At 64.0% G+C, this 19,534-nt stretch carries 18 protein-coding genes and 1 tRNA gene; 6 read left to right on the top strand and 13 right to left on the bottom strand.

The features are described 5' to 3' along the window. The coding region (rpoB, locus tag ACN0SE_RS09500) for a DNA-directed RNA polymerase subunit beta (protein WP_417524273.1) at positions 1–3,343 on the bottom strand (3,343 nt) is incomplete at its 3' end. Positions 3,344–3,726: 383 nt separating this feature from the next. Here rpoB and ACN0SE_RS09495 point away from each other — a divergent pair. Continuing rightward, positions 3,727–3,819, top strand: coding sequence for a hypothetical protein (locus tag ACN0SE_RS09495; protein WP_417524272.1), 93 nt, complete (start codon positions 3,727–3,729; stop codon positions 3,817–3,819). On the opposite strand, the gene ACN0SE_RS09490 is transcribed toward ACN0SE_RS09495, so the two are convergent. The 3 genes from ACN0SE_RS09490 to rplJ all read right to left on the bottom strand — a co-directional run bounded on the left by ACN0SE_RS09490 (position 3,806) and on the right by rplJ (position 5,599). Then, positions 3,806–4,459 carry a PEBP family protein gene (locus ACN0SE_RS09490; protein WP_417524271.1) on the bottom strand — a complete coding sequence of 218 codons (654 nt, stop codon included), beginning with the start codon at positions 4,457–4,459 and terminating at the stop codon, positions 3,806–3,808. The genes ACN0SE_RS09495 and ACN0SE_RS09490 overlap by 14 nt on opposite strands. A 169-nt stretch (positions 4,460–4,628) precedes the next feature. Then, the gene (gene rplL / locus ACN0SE_RS09485) at positions 4,629–5,009 is read right to left on the bottom strand and encodes a 50S ribosomal protein L7/L12 (RefSeq protein WP_417524270.1); all 381 of its coding nucleotides are present in this window, start codon (positions 5,007–5,009) and stop codon (positions 4,629–4,631) included. Positions 5,010–5,080: 71 nt separating this feature from the next. Next, positions 5,081–5,599 carry a 50S ribosomal protein L10 gene (rplJ, locus tag ACN0SE_RS09480; RefSeq protein ID WP_417524269.1) on the bottom strand — a complete coding sequence of 173 codons (519 nt, stop codon included), beginning with the start codon at positions 5,597–5,599 and terminating at the stop codon, positions 5,081–5,083. Positions 5,600–5,980: 381 nt separating this feature from the next. On the opposite strand from rplJ, the gene ACN0SE_RS09475 reads away from it, so the two are divergent. Then, a complete protein-coding gene (locus tag ACN0SE_RS09475; RefSeq protein ID WP_417524268.1) occupies positions 5,981–8,254 on the top strand; it encodes a polysaccharide lyase family 7 protein in 2,274 nt (757 codons plus the stop codon). 37 nt (positions 8,255–8,291) lie between these two features. On the opposite strand, the gene ACN0SE_RS09470 is transcribed toward ACN0SE_RS09475, so the two are convergent. The 7 genes from ACN0SE_RS09470 to secE form a co-directional block, all read right to left on the bottom strand. Beyond that, complete coding sequence (locus ACN0SE_RS09470) at positions 8,292–10,100, bottom strand: ATP-binding protein (RefSeq protein ID WP_417524267.1); 1,809 nt, start codon at positions 10,098–10,100, stop codon at positions 8,292–8,294. Continuing rightward, the gene (locus ACN0SE_RS09465; protein ID WP_417524266.1) at positions 10,097–10,600 is read right to left on the bottom strand and encodes an oxidoreductase; all 504 of its coding nucleotides are present in this window, start codon (positions 10,598–10,600) and stop codon (positions 10,097–10,099) included. The genes ACN0SE_RS09470 and ACN0SE_RS09465 overlap by 4 nt, the downstream gene beginning before the upstream one ends. 124 nt (positions 10,601–10,724) lie before the next feature. Beyond that, positions 10,725–11,423 (bottom strand): 50S ribosomal protein L1, encoded by a 699-nt coding sequence (gene rplA / locus ACN0SE_RS09460; protein WP_417524265.1) that lies wholly within the window; start codon positions 11,421–11,423, stop codon positions 10,725–10,727. 1 nt (position 11,424) lies between these two features. After that, positions 11,425–11,850 (bottom strand): 50S ribosomal protein L11, encoded by a 426-nt coding sequence (gene rplK / locus ACN0SE_RS09455; protein ID WP_271421158.1) that lies wholly within the window; start codon positions 11,848–11,850, stop codon positions 11,425–11,427. A gap of 236 nt (positions 11,851–12,086) precedes the next feature. Continuing rightward, on the bottom strand, positions 12,087–12,620 hold the full coding sequence (nusG, locus tag ACN0SE_RS09450; RefSeq protein WP_323767447.1) for a transcription termination/antitermination protein NusG: 534 nt from the start codon (positions 12,618–12,620) through the stop codon (positions 12,087–12,089). Positions 12,621–12,773: 153 nt separating this feature from the next. Next, positions 12,774–13,451, bottom strand: a complete 678-nt coding sequence (locus ACN0SE_RS09445; RefSeq protein ID WP_417524264.1) for a hypothetical protein — start codon at positions 13,449–13,451, stop codon at positions 12,774–12,776. Positions 13,452–13,567: 116 nt separating this feature from the next. Next, a complete protein-coding gene (secE, locus tag ACN0SE_RS09440) occupies positions 13,568–13,765 on the bottom strand; it encodes a preprotein translocase subunit SecE (protein WP_048532958.1) in 198 nt (65 codons plus the stop codon). 189 nt (positions 13,766–13,954) lie between these two features. On the opposite strand from secE, the gene ACN0SE_RS09435 reads away from it, so the two are divergent. Continuing rightward, a complete protein-coding gene (locus ACN0SE_RS09435) occupies positions 13,955–14,746 on the top strand; it encodes an HAD-IIB family hydrolase (RefSeq protein ID WP_417524263.1) in 792 nt (263 codons plus the stop codon). Continuing rightward, a complete protein-coding gene (locus ACN0SE_RS09430; protein ID WP_417524262.1) occupies positions 14,739–15,965 on the top strand; it encodes a glycosyl transferase in 1,227 nt (408 codons plus the stop codon). The genes ACN0SE_RS09435 and ACN0SE_RS09430 overlap by 8 nt, the downstream gene beginning before the upstream one ends. A 14-nt stretch (positions 15,966–15,979) precedes the next feature. On the opposite strand, the gene ACN0SE_RS09425 is transcribed toward ACN0SE_RS09430, so the two are convergent. Both ACN0SE_RS09425 and ACN0SE_RS09420 read right to left on the bottom strand, forming a co-directional pair. Next, the gene (locus ACN0SE_RS09425) at positions 15,980–17,725 is read right to left on the bottom strand and encodes a sugar phosphorylase (protein WP_417524261.1); all 1,746 of its coding nucleotides are present in this window, start codon (positions 17,723–17,725) and stop codon (positions 15,980–15,982) included. Between the two features lie 228 nt (positions 17,726–17,953). Next, positions 17,954–18,029: transfer RNA gene (locus ACN0SE_RS09420), tRNA-Trp, on the bottom strand. Between the two features lie 449 nt (positions 18,030–18,478). Here ACN0SE_RS09420 and ACN0SE_RS09415 point away from each other — a divergent pair. Together ACN0SE_RS09415 and ACN0SE_RS09410 are read left to right on the top strand one after the other, a co-directional pair. Then, a complete protein-coding gene (locus ACN0SE_RS09415) occupies positions 18,479–18,715 on the top strand; it encodes a hypothetical protein (RefSeq protein WP_417524260.1) in 237 nt (78 codons plus the stop codon). 572 nt (positions 18,716–19,287) lie between these two features. Beyond that, positions 19,288–19,521: a hypothetical protein gene (locus tag ACN0SE_RS09410; RefSeq protein ID WP_417524259.1), complete on the top strand. Its 234-nt coding sequence runs from the start codon at positions 19,288–19,290 to the stop codon at positions 19,519–19,521. Positions 19,522–19,534 lie beyond the last annotated feature (13 nt).

Raw genomic sequence — 19,534 nt, 5'->3', positions numbered from 1 at the left:
CCATCGGCACAACGCGCGAAATCACACCCTTGTTGCCGTGACGGCCGGCCATCTTGTCGCCCGGCTGAAGCTTGCGCTTCACCGCGATGAAGACCTTGACCATCTTCATCACGCCCGGCGGCAGGTCGTCGCCACGGCGGACCTTCTCGACCTTGTCTTCGAACCGCGCGTCGAGCTGGCGCTTCTGCGCCTCGTACTGCTCGTTGAGCGCTTCGACGATCTTGGCATCGTCCTCGTCTTCGAGGGCGAGCTGCCACCACTGGCCACGGCTCAGGCTGTCGAGCAGTTCCTGGGTGATCTGCGAGTTCGGGCGCACGCCGCGCGGGCCCTTGACCGCCATCTTGCCGAGGATCAGGTCGCTGAGACGCGCGTAGATGTTGCGGTCGAGGATGGCGAGCTCGTCGTCCCGGTCACGGGCCAGACGCTCGATTTCCTCGCGCTCGATCTGCAGCGCACGTTCGTCTTTCTCGACGCCGTGACGGTTGAAGACCCGCACTTCCACGACGGTGCCGAAGTCACCCGGCTTGACGCGCAGCGAGGTGTCGCGCACGTCAGAGGCTTTCTCGCCGAAGATGGCGCGCAGGAGTTTCTCCTCCGGCGTCATCGGGCTTTCGCCTTTCGGGGTGATCTTGCCCACGAGGATATCGCCCGGCTCGACGTCAGCGCCGATGTAGACGATGCCCGCCTCGTCGAGGTTGCGCAGGGCTTCCTCGCCGACGTTGGGAATGTCGCGGGTGATCTCTTCCGGCCCGAGCTTGGTGTCGCGGGCGGCCACTTCGAATTCCTCGATGTGAACGCTGGTGAACACGTCGTCGCGCGCAATGCGCTCGGAGATCAGGATCGAGTCTTCGTAGTTGTAGCCGTTCCAGGGCATGAAGGCGACGATGACGTTCTTGCCGAGGGCCAGTTCGCCCATGTCGGTCGAGGGACCGTCGGCAATCACTTCACCCTGCTGCACGGTGTCACCCACCTTCACCAGCGGACGCTGGTTGATACAGGTGTTCTGGTTCGACCGCTGGAACTTGCGCATGCGGTAGATGTCGACGCCCGGATCACCCACTTCGAGGTTGTCCGTCGCCCGGATCACGATCCGCTGGGCATCGACCTGGTCGATGATGCCGCCGCGTTTCGCCATCACGGCCGCACCGGAGTCGCGTGCCACGATTTCCTCGATGCCGGTGCCCACCAGCGGCGCTTCCGAGCGCAGCGTGGGAACCGCCTGACGTTGCATGTTCGAGCCCATCAGAGCGCGGTTGGCGTCGTCGTTTTCAAGGAACGGAATGAGCGAGGCCGCAACCGACACCAGCTGCTTCGGCGAGACGTCGATCAGGTCCACGTTTTCGTTCGGCGACAGGGTGTAGTCACCGGATTTCCGGGTCGACACCAGGTCGTTGACGAACTTCATGTTCTCGTCGAGGTTGGCGTTCGCCTGGGCCACTGTGTGGCGCATTTCCTCGGTCGCGGACATGTAGTGCACTTCGTCGGTGACGGTGCCGTCCTTGACCACCCGGTAGGGTGTTTCGATGAAGCCGTACTTGTTCACGCGGGCAAAGGTGGCCAGCGAGTTGATCAGACCGATGTTCGGGCCTTCCGGCGTTTCAATCGGGCACATCCGACCATAGTGCGTCGGGTGCACGTCGCGCACCTCGAAGCCGGCGCGTTCGCGGGTCAGACCGCCCGGGCCAAGCGCCGAGAGACGGCGTTTGTGGGTGACTTCCGACAGCGGGTTGGTCTGGTCCATGAACTGCGACAGCTGCGAGGAGCCGAAGAATTCGCGGACGGCAGCGGCCGCCGGCTTGGCGTTGATCAGGTCCTGCGGCATCACCGTGTCGATCTCGACACTGGACATGCGTTCCTTGATCGCGCGCTCCATGCGGAGGAGACCCACGCGGTACTGGTTTTCCATCAGCTCGCCGACCGAACGCACACGACGGTTGCCGAGGTGGTCGATGTCGTCGATGTCGCCGCGACCGTCACGCAGGTCGACCAGCGCCTTGATGCAGGCGACGATGTCTTCGCGGTCCAGCGTGCGCTGGGTGTCGGGCTTGTCGAGCGCCAGGCGCATGTTCATCTTGACCCGGCCAACGGCCGAGAGGTCATAGCGTTCGCTGTCGAAGAACAGGGTCTGGAACAGGGCCGAGGCAGCCTCGACGGTGGGCGGCTCGCCCGGGCGCATCACGCGATAGATATCCATGAGCGCGGTGTCGCGGCCCATGTTCTTGTCCATCGCCATGGTGTTGCGCATGTAGGCGCCGACGTTGATGTTGTCGATGTCGAGCACGGGGATCTCGGTGATGCCGGCATCCACCAGTTCCTTGAGCGTGCCACCGGTGACGTCACCGTCCTTGTCGACTTCCCAGGTCAGCTCATCACCGGCTTCGACGTAGATCGCGCCGTTTTCCTCGTTGATGATGTCCTTGGCCGCGAACTTGCCGACGATCTGCTCGAAGGGCAGCAGCAGCTCCTTGACCTTGCCTTCGTCGATCAGCTTCTTGACCGCGCGAGGCGTGACCTTCTTGCCGGCTTCGCCGATGATCTCGCCGCTGTCGGCGTCGACCAGGTCATAGGTCGGGCGGGTGCCGCGCACACGCTCGGGGAAGAACTTGGTGACCCAGCCCTCACCCTTGCGCAGGGTGTAGGTGACGGTGTCGTAATAGGCGTCCATGATCGCTTCTTGATCGAGACCCAGCGCATAGAGCAGGGTCGTCACCGGCAGTTTGCGGCGACGGTCGATCCGGGCAAAGACGATGTCCTTGGCGTCGAACTCGAAGTCCAGCCAGGAACCACGGTAAGGAATGATCCGGCAGGCAAAGAGCAGCTTGCCCGAAGAGTGGGTCTTGCCCTTGTCATGGTCGAAGAACACGCCGGGCGACCGGTGCATCTGGGAAACGATGACCCGCTCGGTGCCATTGACGACAAAGGTGCCGTTCGGCGTCATCAGGGGCATGTCGCCCATGTAGACGTCTTGTTCCTTGATATCCTTGACGGATTTCGCGCCGGTATCTTCGTCGATATCGAACACGATGAGACGCAGCGTCACCTTGAGCGGCGCGCTGTAGGTCAGGTCGCGTTGCTGACATTCCTCGACGTCGAACTTCGGCTTTTCGAGCGCGTAATCGACGAATTCGAGAACCGCGGTCTCGTTGAAGTCCTTGATCGGGAAGACCGACTGGAAGACACCCTTGATGCCTTCGCCGTCCATCGGCTCGAGCTGGTCGCCGGACTTCAGGAACAGGTCGTAGGAGCTTTTCTGAACCTCGATGAGGTTCGGCATTGCGAGGACTTCACGGATTTTGCCGTAGTACCGGCGAAGACGTTTCTGGCCAAGGAAGCTTTGCGCCATGAGGGGAGTGCCCTTTCGATTTTCTCTGCCTGAACGCACGCAATGCCGGGGCTGCAGCGGCGCATTCTCGTCAGTGACGGCGTGAAACGGATCCATTCTCGGCGCACGTCCCACCGCGCGTCACTCGATCTCGATTTCCCTGCCTTGGAAAACTCCCCAGAGGGGGGCTTGCCAAGATGGGAGAACGTGCCATCTGTCTGGAAGAGGTCGGGATATGGGGATAACTACGAAGAATTCAATGCGTCGTCGCCACCTCATATCCAGAACGAACTACACACGGGTTCGAATCGGTCGAACCCGCGGGAGACTTCCGAATATTCTGTGAACAGCGCGAACGCAAGACCCCTCAGGAGGGTTTTGCGGTATCGTGACATCCGCCAACTGTGACAAATACTGGCGGATTGGTCAAGCAGCGAGGCGACTTGCACGCCAAAGCTGCCGTGGATGTTGCGAAAAATCCGGCTATTCGACGGTGAACCGGCAGAGCAAAGTGTTGCTTTGTTCCAGATCGTCACCCCAGACCAGCTGCGCTTCTTCGGCCCAGTCGATCTCGTCGTAGCCCCCCTTCGGGCTGACCTCATCCGCGCTGTAGACGCTGGCCTGTTCCCAACCCGAGGCGTCGAAACCGACGTGATCCCAGCCGATCGGCTCTTCCAGTTCCTCAAAACCGCAGGGGGCGCTGCCGGCGACCGGGCTCTCCTCGGAGGCGCAGGATTTGTCCAGCGGCGCGCGGTGGATCGTCAGGCATTGCCAGCTGTCGTCGCTGACCGCGACGGTCTTATCCTCGGCATCGCGGATTTGCAGGATCAGCCCGCCGTCGCCCATCTGCTGGCGATCGGTGCCGATGTATTCCAGCCCGGTATCATTGGCGATGAAATCCTTGGCGATCACACCGATCATGAAGGGCCGGTCGGCGGAGAAGGTGAAACTCTCGGCGTTGAACGAGCGCTCCTGGGTGATCGGCTCGCTGTCCTCGGCGACCTTGCGGCCGTCGATGCGCATCTCGAACCAGTTGTCGGCCCAGACATCGGCGTGGAAGGTCTCGGCAACAAGCGGGCTGGCCAGGATGGCAAACAGCGGCGCAGCAACAATCAGGCGTGATCTCGGGCGTGACATCGGGGGCGTCCTTCCGGCAATGCGCGGGCGCGGGCAACCTTGCTGCGCCTCGGTGCCTCAGAACGATAGGAGGGGTCCGAAAAAAGACAAGCGCCCCCGGATGGGAGCGCTTGCTGAAATCCTGCCCTGAAGCGAAGGACCGGGTTGGTCCCTGCCCCATGGGCCGTGATTACTTGAGTTCGACCTCGGCGCCAGCTGCTTCCAGCTTGCCTTTGATCTCTTCGGCTTCTTCTTTCGAAACCTGCTCTTTGACAGCCTTGCCGCCGGCTTCGACCAGCTCTTTGGCTTCTTTCAGGCCCAGGCCGGTGATGCCGCGGACTTCTTTGATGACGTTGATCTTCTTGTCGCCAGCCGACTTCAGGATCACGTCAAATTCAGTCTGCTCCTCAGCAGCTGCACCGCCGGCGTCGCCTGCGGGGCCGGCCATCATGACAGCGCCGCCAGCAGCGGGCTCGATGCCGTATTCGTCTTTGAGGATGGTTTTCAGTTCTTGTGCTTCCAGCAGGGTCAGACCAACGATCTCTTCTGCCAGTTTTTTCAGATCAGCCATTTTAGACTCTTTCCGTATCTAGATGTGTTCCAACGTGTGGGCGCATGCCCCACGAAAGTCTTCGGTTTGCCTTACGCCGCTTCGGCCTTTTCCTCGATGGTCGAGAGGATGGAAGCGATGTTCGAAGCAGGTGCGCCAATGGCACCGGCGATGTTCGAAGCAGGTGCGCCGATCATGCCCGCGATGGTAGCAATAAGCTCATCACGCGACGGCATTTTCGACACGGCCTCGACACCGGCACGGTCCAGAGCGTTTTCACCCATCGCCCCGCCAAGGATTTCGAACTTCTTGTTCTCCTTGGCGAAGTCCTCGGCGACCCGGGCTGCTGCCACGGGGTCCTCGGAATAGGTGAGCACGGTCATGCCCGAAAGGAAGTCAGCGATGCTTGCGCAGGGCTTTCCCTCAAGGGCGATCTTGGCGAGCCTGTTCTTGGCGACACGCACAGCGCCACCCGCTTCGCGCGCACGCGAGCGGAGGTCTTGCATCTCGGCAACCGTGAGACCTTCGTAGTGGGATACCACCACGACGCCAGAGCTTTCGAAGATCTGGCCGAGTTCTTCGACCAATTTCTCTTTCTGGGCTCTATCCACAGTTTCACTCCAATTTTGGGGGTTGCCCCCCGGCTCGGTTCTGCCGGACACGAGGTCCGGCGTTCAGGTCCTTTTTACGGGGGTCCGCCAAGAACGCCCGAGGTGCAAAAGCCCTCGGCCAATCTGGTCTTCTCCCGTCTCAGGCAGGAAAATTAAGCCCCGGATCAAGTCCGGGACACCCACCGTCTTGGACGAAATGCACCGCACGCCCGAATCGGACCTGCGGTACAGGAGGGGTGGGTATGACGGATTGCCCCGCGGATCAAGAGCGGAGTTCAGCGCAGGGCCGCGCAGGCCATCTTGTCATCTAGTATCCCAGTATGTAGGCTAGTATCCCAGATGGAGTCGCTCCATCGCATCACAGCATTTTGGGAGGAACCTGTGAACCACCTTCTTCGGAATACGATACTTGCAGGGTTTGCGTCCGTTCTGGGCACGCAGGCCTTTGCCAATACGGCCTGCGACGGCGTGGGCAGCCTGACCATCGTCTCCGCCACCGACGACGGGCTCTACGAGGAAACCCACGGCCCCGAGAACGCCATCGACGGCGATTTCGACCCGGATTCGCGCTGGTCGAACCAGGGCCAGGGCACGCCCAAGGCGCTGACCCTCGATCTTGGCGCCGAGCAGACGGTGAAATCGCTGGCCATCGCCTGGTACAAGGGCGACAGCCGCAAGTCGCAGTTCGAGGTAGAGACCTCGGCCGATGGCGAGAGCTACCAGACGGTGATCGCCACCCGCCAGTCCGGCGGCGCCACGGCCGAGCTGGAGAGCTATGCGCTTGACCCGGTGCAGGCGCAGTTCATCCGCATCCAGGCCAATGGCAACGAGGCCAACGACTGGAATTCTATCGTCGAGGTTGCGGCCGAGGGCTGCGGCGTGGCGGTCGAGAAACCCGACCAACCGGTGCTGACCGAGCGCAAGGGGCCCGGCATGTTCGGTCTCGACCCCGAGAAATCCCCGGGCGAGAACTTCGACCTGACGGGCTGGTACGTTACCACCCCGGCGGATGACGACGGCGACGGCAAGTCGGACTCGGTCTATGAAAACGAGCTGGCCGCCGGCTGGACCGATCCGCGGTACTTCTACACCGACCCCGCCACCGGCGGCATGGTCTTCCGCGTCACCCCGGCGGGTGCCAAGACCTCGGCCAATACCTCCTACACCCGCACCGAGCTGCGCGGCATGCTGCGCCGTGGCGACTATGGCATCGAGACCCGCGTCGAGGGCGGATATCCCAACAAGAACAACTGGGTCTTCTCCTCGGCCCCGCTCTCGGCCCAGGCGGCCTCTGGCGGTGTCGACGGCAAGCTGCGCGCCACGCTCTCGGTCAATCAGGTCACCCGGCAGGGCAAGGCCTATCAGGTCGGCCGCGTGGTGATCGGCCAGATCCACGCCAAGAATGACGAGCCGATCCGGCTCTATTACCGCAAGCTGCCGCAGAACAAATTCGGCTCGCTCTACTTTGCCCATGACCCCGAGGTCGGCAAGGAGACCTGGGTCGACGTGATCGGCAGCCGTGGCGACCGCATCGCCAACCCGGCCGACGGCATCGCGCTCGACGAGGTGTTTACCTACGAGATCGAGGTCAAGGGCCAGCCCGAGGGCGACCAGATTATCCCGATGCTGCACCTCAAGATCATCCGCGACGATGGCACCGAGGTGGTGGCCGAGCCCTTCGACATGCGCGACAGCGGCTTCTCGGTGGAGGACGAGTTCATGTTCTTCAAGGCCGGCGCCTATACCGGCAACAACACCAGCCCGGCGCCAGAGACCGACTTCGACCGGGTGATCTTCTACGAGCTCGACTATTCCCACGACGCGCCGCCCGCCGATGGCCCGCCGCTGGGCAGCGCCAAGGTCACCGATGTGCCCGCCGCGCCGGTGTCGGCCACCCCGGGCGTCGTCTTTGACGACAGCTTCGCCGATGGAGGCCGCGACGATGGCGCCGACGCCAGCGACGCCAACTGGTGGACCACCTCGAACAGCAGTTCGATCGAGGTGGAACAGGGCCGTCTCGGCCTCGTCTCCGGCGGCTCGGGGCGCGGCATCCGCGCCACCTTTGCGCCGCAACAGCTGACCGAAGGGCAGACGCTGAAAGCCAGCTTCACATTCGAGACCCCGACCACCATTGGCGAGGACAAGGGCGCGTCCTTCCGCGTGGCGCTGTTCGACACGCTGGGCCGCGCGGCGCTCGAGGGCGATCTCTCGGCCTCGTCCAAGAGCCCGAATGCCGCCTATGACCAGCTGCCCGGCTACCTGCTGACCTATGACGTCAACATGGCCGATGACGGTGCCAACCTCGAAGTGCGCCGCCACAACGACAAGCAGATCGGCCGGCTGCTCGGCGGGCTCGACGCCTGGGACCTGCTGGGCGAAGGCGGCGAGGCCTATCGCTTTGCGCCCGGTGAGACCTATACCGGCACGCTCGCGGTGCGGAAGCTGGGGGAAGGTCTCGAAGTTACCGGCACGCTGACGCAGGAGGGCACGGTTCTGAGCAGCTTCACGCAGATGGATGCTGGCAGCAAGATCGACACCTTCGGCATGCTGGCCTTCCACGTGAATTCCAAGACCTTCGGCAGTTCCAAGTCACCGGGCGAGCCCGACAACGGGCTGGATTTCACCAATGTCACGGTCGAGGTTCTGGCCGAGTGAAACGAAGGGCGCCTTTCGAGGCGCCCTTTTCTCTTACCTAGGCCGCCCCGGCCACCGGCGCGGGCGCGCTCAATCCCTCCTCCAGCTTGGCCAGCAGGGCCTTCTTCGACACCGGCTTGCCGATCACGTCGTTCATGCCCTCCTGCAGGTAGCCGCGGCTCTGGTGCTCCATGATATTCGCGGTCACCGCGATGATCCGCACCGGCGGCAGCTGCTGTGCCGCCTCGCGCCGGCGGATCTGCCTTGTGGCCTCGATCCCGTCCATCACCGGCATCTGGATGTCCATCAGGATGAGGTCGAAGTCGCCCTCTTCGTGCCGCGCCACCGCGTCGGCGCCGTCAGCGGCCTCGGTGATGCCGCTGGCGTGGCTCTTGAGATAGCGCTTCAACAACAGCCGGTTGGTGGCGTTGTCATCGACCACCAGCACCCGCAGCCCGGTCTCGCAGGCAGGCTCCGGTGCGGCTGCAGGCTCAGGCGCAGGCTCGACCGGGGCGACTGCCGGCAGCGCAAGGTCGATCCAGAACACGGCCCCCTGCCCCGGCGCGCTCTCCAGCCCGATCTCGCCGCCCATCGCCTCGACCAACTGGCGCGAGACAGTAAGGCCCAGCCCGGTGCCGCCGTGTTTGCGGGTGATGCTGGCATCGGCCTGGGTGAAGGGTTGAAAGATCGTCGCCTGCACCTCCGGCGCGATCCCCGGCCCGGTGTCGCGCACCGACAGGCGGATGCGGCGGCCGTCCGGCGCCCGCCCGGCGCTGACCCGGACCGCGCCGCTGGCGGTGAACTTCAGCGCATTGCTGATCAGGTTGTGCAGCACCTGCCGCAGCCGGGTGCCGTCGCCCACCACCATCCGGGGCAGATCGGGCGCGATCTCGACGCGGAAATCGAGCCCCTTGTCGCGGGCGGTGGAGAGATAGAGCGCATGCGCCACGCCGATCGCCTCGCTCAGGTCGAAGGCACGGCGCTCGATCTTCAGCTCGCCGGCCTCGACCTTGGCGAGGTCGAGCACGTCGTTGAGCGTGTTCAGCAGCACCTCGCCGGACTGGCGGATCACCTTGAGACAGGCGGTCTGGTCGCTGTCGAGCCGGGTTTCCGACAGCTCGCCGGTCATGCCGAGAATGCCGTTCAGCGGCGTGCGGATCTCGTGGCTGACATTGGCGAGGAAGCGGGTCTTGGCCTCGCTGGCCTGTGCCGCGGCCTTGCGCAGGCGCATCTCGCGCTTCTGGGCGACGCCAGCATAGAGGATCTCGGCGATCACATAGAGCACCAAAAGCCCCATCAGCACGACGATCAGGCTCTGCAGGCGTTCCGAACCGGCGTTGGCGAGGTTGCGCAAGGTCAACTCGGCAAAGCCCCGGTTCTGGAAGGTGCCCAGCCAGATCACCCGCAACTCGCGGGCGATACCCGCCATCTCGTCGGCCAGGCTGACAGAGACCCGCGGCGGGATCAGCGGCCGGTCGAAGATCGCCGGCTCCTGCGTGGCGAGCGTGGCGCGAAACCGGGTCAGGATCTCGCGCATCTCCGCGGTTTCCGCCACCGGCGTCTGTTCGACCACGTCGATCCGGCTCCAGAGCAGCTCGAAGCTGAATTCGACCTCCTCGCGCTTGACCTCACCCGACGCATGCAGCCGCAGCGCCATGGAAAACCGCAGGGTCTCGAAGACAAGTTCGCTGACCTTCCAGGACGTTGCAGAGACCCGGTCCATCGCGCGCTCGCGGGTCCGGGTCATCTCGGCCTGCTGCGCTTCGAACAGCACGGCCAGCGCCACGATCACCGCCACTGCCACGACCGCACGGATGCTGCGCCCGTTCTCGACCAGTGCGCGCCGGACCATGGCCGCGCGTGTCACGGGCTGACGTGCATCTTCGCCAGCTGCCAGACCATCTGATTGTCAAAAGGCGCCGTGGCGGCCTCGGCCTCGGTCAGCGGAAAGACGATCCAGATCGGCCCCTTCTCGCGGATGCGCATCGGCCGGCCGCCATGATCCATCGCCAGCAGGACAGAATGCTCGGCCGCCATGGCCAGCGGAAAGCTCACCGCATAGTCGTTGAGCGCCGTCACCGTCAGCGTGCCGCCATCGGCCTCGACCGCCTCGAGCACCGATTGCAGGGTCGGGCCGGCAAAGACCTGCGGCCCCTCGGTAAAGGATGTGAATGTCTCGATCTCGCGCCAGTCGAGCGCCATGAGCATGTCACGGTCAAAGGCGGCCAGAGCCCCCCCATTGGTGGTGGCAATCTCGCCAGAGACGGTGAGCAGGACCCGCCCTGCGGGCGCGCCGAGCTCGGCCCGGGCGGCCGTGACCGTACAGGACAGGGCCAGAAACAGGGGTATCAGAAGCTTGCGGAACATGGGGGCACCTCTCTTTCGCCGCGATCAATCGCTGGAAAGATGCGCGCAATTGACTAAGGAACCCTTGCCCGAAACGAAAAAACGCGCCCCGAGGGACGCGTTTTTCCTTAAATTTCGATCCGGCTTATTCGGCGTTGGCCGAGTCGACCGACACCGACACGCCCGGGCCCATTGTCGAGCTGAGCGAGATCTTCTTCATGTAGGTGCCTTTGGAGCCCGAGGGCTTTGCCTTGGACAGGGCACCGACGAAGGCGCGCACGTTCTCGACCAATTTGTCGGCGTCGAAGGAGGCTTTGCCCACACCAGCGTGCACGACGCCGGCCTTCTCGACCTTGAACTGGACCTGGCCGCCCTTGGCGGATTTGACCGCTTCGGCCACATCCATGGTCACGGTGCCGACCTTGGGGTTCGGCATCAGGTTGCGCGGGCCCAGAACCTTGCCCAGACGGCCGACGATCGGCATCATGTCCGGTGTTGCAATGCAGCGATCGAACTCGATCTTGCCGGATTGCACGGTTTCCATCAGGTCCTCTGCACCGACAATGTCGGCGCCGGCGGCTTCGGCTTCTTCAGCCTTGGCGCCACGGGCAAAGACGGCGACGCGCACGGTCTTGCCGGTGCCGTTGGGCAGGCCGACAACGCCGCGGACCATCTGGTCGGCGTGGCGCGGGTCGACGCCGAGGTTCACGGCGATCTCGACGGTTTCGTCGAATTTCGCGTTGGCGCTGGACTTGATCAGTTCAACGGCTTCCTCGACGGTGACGTTCTCTTTGCCGGCAAAGGCTTCGCGGGCGGCGCGGGTGCGTTTTCCAAGTTTCGCCATCTTACTTCACCTCGATGCCCATGGAGTTGGCAGAGCCAACAATGATCTTCATCGCCGCTTCGATATCGTTGGCGTTCAGATCCTTCATCTTTGCTTCGGCGATTTCACGCACCTGCTTGACGGTGACCGTACCCACGGTTTCGCGCGAGGGGGTCTTGGCGCCGGATTTCAGCTTGGCGGCCTTCTTCAGGTAGTAAGACGCGGGCGGCGTCTTGATGTCCATGGTGAAGGACTTGTCCTGATAGTAGGTGATCACGGTCGGGCACGGCGCGCCGGGCTCCATGTCCTGCGTCTTGGCATTGAATGCCTTGCAAAATTCCATGATGTTGATGCCGCGCTGACCCAGCGCGGGGCCGACGGGCGGCGACGGGTTGGCTTGCCCTGCGGGCACCTGCAGCTTCATGCTGCCGACGAGCTTCTTGGCCATGGGCCTTCTCCTTTGTCATCGGTGGATGTGCATCCACCCTGCAAGACCGGAACGCGTTCCGGCCTCCTGGCTAGCGTGGTGTGGCTCCGGCACGCGTGCCTTCTGCCCCCCACGAATGAACGGACCTTGCGGTCCGCGTCGTCCGGGCACGTTGCCCGTAGGGTGGGTTTTCAACCCACCTGTCTGTCGGGACCGTTGCCGTGTCCCGTAGGGTGGGTTTTCAAGCCACCGCTCCCTCAGCCCTGCTTGGCGACCTGAGTGAATTCCAGTTCCACCGGCGTTTCGCGTCCGAATATCGACACCGAGACCTTGAGCCGCTGGTTGTCTTCGTCGACCTCTTCGATCATGCCGTCGAAATCCTCGAACGGCCCGTCGGAGACCTTGACCTTCTCGCCCACTTCGAAGTGGATCAGCGTGCGCGGGGTTTCCTCGCCCTCGGCGACGCGGCCGAGGATCGCCTCGACCTCGGCATCGCGCATCGGCATCGGACGGCCCTGCGGCCCGAGAAAGCCGGTGACGCGGTTGATCGAGTTGATCAGGTGATAGCCCTGGTCCGACATCTCCATCCGCACCAGCACGTAGCCCGGCATGAAGCGGCGCTCGGTCGAGACCTTCTTGCCACGGCGGACCTCGATCACCTCTTCGGTGGGCACCAGAACCTCTTCGATCTGATCCTCGAGGCCCTGTTCTTCCACCGCTGTCTTGATCTGTTCGGCAATCTTCTTCTCGAAGTTCGAGAGGACGCTGACCGAATACCACCGTTTTGCCATCTGGCGCTCACCTTGCGTTGACCCGGCCTGCCCGACCGAAAGCGTTTTTGTTCAATGCCTTGGACCTGGCCTCGACCTGTCCGGCATTAGTCCCCGAAATAAAAATCGGCGCGTGAACCGAATCGCCACGCGCCAGATATTTGGGATGATCGGCTATCTACCGGCCAAAGGCCCCGATTTCAAGGGGTCTTGGCCCAGACCCAGACGACAGAGGATCGCCTTGACCCGCTCCTTGCGGCGCCAGAGGTCTCCGGCCACCACCCGGCGCATGTGCGTGTCCGAGATCGGCCAGGTGGCAAAGCTCACCCGGTTGGTGGCCGCCGGCAGCCGAACCACCGTGGGGAAATGCGCCGCGATCCTTGCCTGCCACCATTCCGGCGGCTGCACCGTGGCATGGGCGTTCTCGCCGCTGTCGAGCACCTTGGAGGCCGGCGACGTGGCAATGTTGAAGTAGGCGTGATCGGTCAGCCCGCGCACGTCGCCGATCAGCAGATCGACTTCGGTCTCGTCGAGATGTTCGAGCACGTCGGTGTTCATCACGATGTCGGCCTGCGCCACCGGCAGCTCTTCGAGCCCGGGGATCGCCGGGTCATAGAGGTAATGCGTCAGCCCCAGCTTGCGCGCCACGCGCTCGGCCGCCTGCGACTTGCCGCAGCCGAAATCGAGCAGCGTCTTCGGGGCCCAGCCCGGCGTCGTGGCCTGTCCCGCGCGCACCGCATCGGCGATCAGGCCGACCAGCTTCTGCGACGAGCGGCCATACCGCGGATCGGTGCGATGGATCTCGCGGTAATGCGCCAGATTGCGCGTCGCGGAACTTTTCAGATCGGCCATGCGGGCCCCTCCTCGATCTGATGGACTGGGGGTGCCGCCGAAGCGGCGTGTCTGCGCCGGCCCGGACCTGCCAGCCCCCGCCAGACGGCGCGGACGCGGGCCCCGGCCGTGGGTCTTCAGCCGAACATGTTCAGCACGGCCTGAAGACCGCCGCGGATCAGCAGATCGACGATGGCAAAGAAGATCGCCGTGAGGGTTGCCATGATGAACACCATCACCGTGGTCAGCAGCACTTCGCGGCGGGTGGGCCAGACGACCTTGGCGATCTCGGCGCGCACCTGCTGGATGAACTGAAGGGGGTTGGTCATTGCCATTGGTCTGTCCTTGCAAGGGTCAGAGGGCGATTTACGCGGGACGGCAGCAGAATTCAAGGTCCGCCGCGGCGGCATCGCCCAAGCCACTGCCCGTTTTTTGGGCGAAGGGTGTTATTTGCGCGTCAGTTGACCCTGCCACCTGTGGCCCCCGCCCGGCAGCCTGCCTAGTCTTTGGGCATGACTCGCGACATGCCACTCCTCGTCTTCTCCGATCTGGACGGTACCCTGCTGGATCACGAGAGCTATTCCTTCGCCCCCGCCCTGCCCGCGCTGGCCGCCCTGAGAGACCTTGGCGCCGGCGTGGTTCTGGCCACCAGCAAGACCGCCGCCGAGGTGGCCCCCCTGCGTGCCGAGCTGGGCCTTGCCGACTGGCCTGCCATTGTCGAAAACGGCTCCGGCCTGCTCGAGGCCGGGGCCGAGGCGGGGTTCGACGACAGCGCCTATCGTGCCATCCGCGAGACCCTCCGAAAGCTGCCGCAGGGGTTCTGCGCCTTCGACGGTTTCGGCGACATGAGCGATGCCGAGGTCGCCAGGATCACCGGTCTGCCGCTGGCCCAGGCGGCGCTGGCGCGGCGTCGGGAATTCAGCGAGCCCGGGCGCTGGACCGGCACTTCGGCGGGGTTGGAGAAATTCCTCGCCAGCGCCCGCGACGCCGGGCTGCACGGGCGGCGCGGCGGGCGGTTCCTGACCTTTTCCCACGGCCGCACCAAGGCCGACCAGATGGAAGCGCTGATCGCCCGCTACCGGCCGCAGGTCACCCTGGCGCTTGGCGATGCGCCCAATGACATCGAAATGCTGGAAAAAGCCGACCGCGGCATCATCATCCCCAATCCGCACAGCAGCCCCCTGCCCCGCCTGCCCGGCGAAGCCGCGGGCCGGGTGCTGCGCGCCGGCGCGGCCGGGCCGGAGGGATGGAACACCGCCGTCCTGGCCCTGCTGCAAGAGCTGAACCTTAACAACGAGGCGCCTTCCGATGGCTGATTTCCACCAGAACGGCAATATCACCACCCTGCACAACCTGCGCAGCCGCGCGCTCGACGATCTCGAGTACGAGCTGACGACCTATGCCCAGACCCGGCGCATCTCGCTGATCCTGCCGTCACTCTATTCCGAGCTCGAAGGCGAGGCGCTGCCGAACATCCTCGAAGAGCTGGCCAAAGTGCCCTACCTGCACCGGATCATCGTCGGCCTCGACCGCGCCGACGAGGCGGAATACCGCCACGCCCGCGCCTTCTTTGACCGACTGCCGCAGACCCATACGGTGATCTGGAACGACAGCCCGCGAATGCAGGCGCTGAACGCCAGGCTCGAGACCCACGGGCTGGCGCCGCAGGAACAGGGCAAGGGCAAGAACGTCTGGTCCTCGATCGGCTATCTCATCGCCTGCGCCGACAGCGCGGTGCTGGCGCTGCACGATTGCGATATCCTGACCTATGAACGCGAGATGCTGGCGCGGCTGGTCTATCCGGTGGCCAACCCGTCCTTCCCCTACCAGATGTCCAAGGGCTTCTACCCCCGGATCGGTGGCGACAAGCTCAATGGCCGGGTCACGCGGCTCCTGGTCTCGCCGATCCTGATTGCATTGAAAAAGGTGATCGGCGACCGCGACTACATCGATTACCTGCGGAGCTTCCGCTATCCGTTGTCGGGCGAGTTCGCCATGCGCACGCCGATCCTGCCGGACCTGCGCATTCCGTCAGACTGGGGGCTGGAGATCGGCACGCTGTCGGAGGCCTGGCGCAACCTGTCGCCGAAATCGGTCTGCCAGGTCGAGATCTCGGACGCCTATGACCACAAGCACCAGGACCTCTCGCCCGAGGATGCCAGCAAGGGTCTGTCGCGGATGTCGACCGACATCTGCAAGGCGATCTTCCGCAAGCTGGCGGCCGATGGCACGGTCTTCACGCCCAACGTGTTCCGCACGCTCAAGGCCACCTATTACCGCACCGCGCTCGACCTGCTGGACAGCTATGCCAATGACGCGGCGATGAACGGGCTGAGCTTTGACCGGCACCGCGAGGAAAAGAGCATCGAGCTCTTCGCCGAAAACATCATCTCGGCCGGGCAGGTCTTTCTCGACAACCCGCACGAGACGCCCTTCATCCCCACCTGGCACCGCGTCCATGCCGCCGACCCGACCTTCCTGGCCGACCTGCGCAATGCGGTGTCAGAGGATGAGGCCGAGTTCGACGCCAGCTGACACGCCCGCGCGGATCACCAGCGATTGGTGATCCAGCGGCATTGGTAGGGCGCAAAGGCGATCTCGTCCGCCGTGGCCGAGATCTCCTCGCCGGTCAGCAGATCGAGCCAGGTCTCGCCCTCGATCAGGTTGACCGAGGAGGGCGCGATCCGCACCTCCTCGTCGCTGACATTGTGCAGGGCAAAGATCGATTGCGCCCGGTCGAGGCTCTGACGCCAGATGCCGAAGATGCGTTCGTCGAGCGCCAGGGTGAACTGCGTCGCATTGGGGTGAAAGGCCGATTGTCTGGCGCGCAACTTGAGCCGCTCGGACATCCGGCGCAGCACCACCGACTGGTTGCTCTCGGGGTCATCGAGCCGCTCCAGCAAAGTCGGGTAGTCCCAGCGGTGGCGGTTGATTGCCCGGTTCATGCCGCGCCGCTCCACCGCCTCGTGATCATTGGGGGTGGCCAGCATCGAGTGGATGTAGAAGGCCGGGATGCCTTCGAGCGACATGACGATGGTCTGCGAACAGAGGAAGCGGTCGATGTGGTGACCGTCCTCGCCCTTGAAGGTGCGCCGCATGGCCTCGAAGAAGGAACAGTTCAGCTCGTAAGGCTCCTGACCGCCGCCGGGCAGCGAGCGCATCGAGACCAGCCCGCCGGCGGCCTCGACCGTCTCGATCATCCGCGCCTTTTCCTGCCCCGGCAGCACGCCATCAGCCGGCCGCATACCGATGCCGTCATGGCTGGCGGTGAAGTTGAGGTAGGCGCACCCAAGCTGCGCCGGTGGCATCGCCGATTGCCAGCGATGCAGGTAGCGCGCGCTGCCCGATTGCATGGCATGCAGGATCAGCGGCGGCAGCGGGAAGTTGTAGACCACATGCGCTTCGTTGCGATTGCCGAAATAGCTCAGGTTCTCGGTCCTGGGCACGTTGGTCTCGGTCAGCAGCACAACCGTCTCGGTGGCGAAGTCGCAGAGCAGCCGCATCAGCTGCACCACCGCGTGGGTCTGGCGCAGGTGGATGCAGGAGGTGCCGATCTCCTTCCACAGGAACGCCACCGCATCGAGCCGCAGGATCCGCACGCCGTTGTCGATATGCAGCCGGATGATCCGCAGCATCTCGACCAGCACCTCGGGGTTGCGGAAATCGAGGTCGACCTGGTCGTGGCTGAAGGTGCACCAGACATGGCGCACCCCGTTCGGTGTCTCGATCTCCTGCAACAGCGGCGTTGTGCGGGGGCGGACCACCTCGTTCAGGTCATCCTCGGGGCTGGCCTCGAAGAAGTAGCGATCGTAGGGCGCCTGCCCCTGCCGGTAGGCGTTGAACCAGGGTCCCTGCGACGAGACATGGTTGAGCACCAGGTCGGACATCAGGTGAAATTCGTCGGCGATCCGCCGGATGTCGGCCCAGCCGCCCAGCTCGGGGTTGACCGCGCGATAGTCAGTGACGGCAAAGCCATCGTCGGAGGTATAGGGAAAGAACGGCAGGATATGCACGCCGTTGACCACGCCCTTCATCTTGCGCAGCAGGAAGTCATGCAGCAGGTCCAGCGGCTTGTGCTGGCCGTCGACGATGGAGTTGCCATAGGTGATCAGCACCGCGTCATGCTCCGACCAGAGCTTGTTCGACGGCGCGCGCCCGCGCTTGCGGCGATGGGCCTCGTCGGGCCAGAAGGCCTCGACGATCTGGCTGGCGACAATATCGGCGTCGAGATCGGGATAGATCTCCTTCACCAGCTTGGTCAGTCGGGTGGAAAACGTGGCGGAGGGGGAGGCCATGCTGGGGGCTCCTCTTGGTTTCGTCCGGCGGTCAGCCTGTTTGACGAATTGACGCCCGTCACGCGATGGGAGTCAATTCCGGCGCGGCGGGGCTGCTCATTGTCAGGGCAATGACCTGCCAATTCCTTCGCGCTGCACAGAAATTCAGCGTAGTGGCCGCGGGAGCGGAGTTCAAGCCGACGCCGAGGCGCAGTCTGAAACGTCCGGAATTCCGCTGACAGGAAGGAATGGCAGGGGCAGCAGGGTTCGAACCCGCGACCTACGGTTTTGGAGACCGTCGCTCTACCAGCTGAGCTATACCCCTAAGGCCGGATGCCCGGATACTACCGCGCCCAATCGAAATCAACCCCGATTTTCAAACCTTTCTGCTCACGCGCGGTGACGGGGGGATCACCTGCGCGCGCGCCGCCGTGGCCTGCGCGTCACCGCGCCGTGATATCCTGTTTCAAGCCGGTCTATGCAGTTCTGCACACGATGGATTGTTCTGCCTGCAATGCGCGTGTTTCCGCGCCCCGCCTCACGCACCGTCGCGCTGGCGGGACATCTGTGTCGGCGGATTTGCGGGGCTTTGCCCCACGACAGGGGCCGGCAGAGAGTCGCGTTCACGGTCCAGCCCAATTCGCGGTGATGTGGCGTGATCCGGCAAGTGATTTGAGCGGCGGGCCCGGCAGGTTCATCTTCGAAAGGTCGGAGGCGACCACCGACAGACCCGCGATGCCGCAACCGGCACGCTTCACCCGAAAGGACAGACCCATGAGAAATGTCATCACCCTCACCGCGCTGCTGCTTGCAGGGGCAGCCACCGCCACCTCGGCCATGACGCTCGACACCGATATGAACGCGCGGACGATCCACAGCTTTGCTCCCGCCGCAGACGTGTCGCGGCTGACCGACCGCGAGATCCTGGTGATCCTGAACGTGATCAGCAGCGGCGAGAGCAACGGCGAGACCCGCGACCTGGTGCGCGCCCTGACGACCCACGTGCGCTGAGCGCACGTCAGCGATCGTCTGCCGGACCCTCCCTCCGGCAGACCCGCCCCCCAGAACCGGCCCTTGCGGCCGGTTTTCTGGTTTCGGGGCCTTTTGAACGGCTGGTTCGCGTGCCGACTGCAACACCGGGGTGTGCGACCCCCACGAATCTCTCTCCCGGTGAGTCGCACCTCGCTGGCTGAAATCCAGTCCGGCAGCGGGAGGCATGACTTGATGATACGCCGCAGCGCTCACCTTCCGTCGCTGCGCGTCACCGCGCCGTGAGATTGTGTTTCAGTTTCGCCTGTGCACCAATGCACATACCGTGTTTATCGACCACAGAGCGCCTGATTTCGGGCCAGAACCTGGGCGGAGTGGCTACTTCATATCGCAAGAAACCCCATAAATTCTCTTGTTTTCATCTGCTTGTAGATTCCGTCGCAGCTTTCAACGGCACATATCCGTGAGCCTGCGTGAGCCATTGCGTGATTTGAGATCGGCCGCCGGATGGCCCAGATGTCTCGGTGTCGGAGGCAATCACCGACACCAGATAAACCGCCCCGCGGGGCACCTCAGATCAAAGGACATACACCATGAAAAACGTTCTCGCTCTTACCGCTCTCGTTCTCGCCGGCGTTGCAACCACCGCTTCGGCTGCCACCGTCAACGCCGTGAACGCCCAGGCGATCCACCAGTACGCGCCGGAAGCCGACCTGTCGTCGCTCTCCGACACCGAAATCCTGCTGGCCCTGAACGCCATCAACTCCGGCGAGTCGCGCGCTGAAGTGACCGCACAGGTTCGCGCCCTGACCAACACCGCAGGCTGAGCCTTGCCCACGC

Source organism: Marinovum sp. (assembly GCF_048263515.1).
Lineage (GTDB): Bacteria > Pseudomonadota > Alphaproteobacteria > Rhodobacterales > Rhodobacteraceae > Marinovum.
This window is presented reverse-complemented; position numbering and strand designations above follow the sequence as displayed.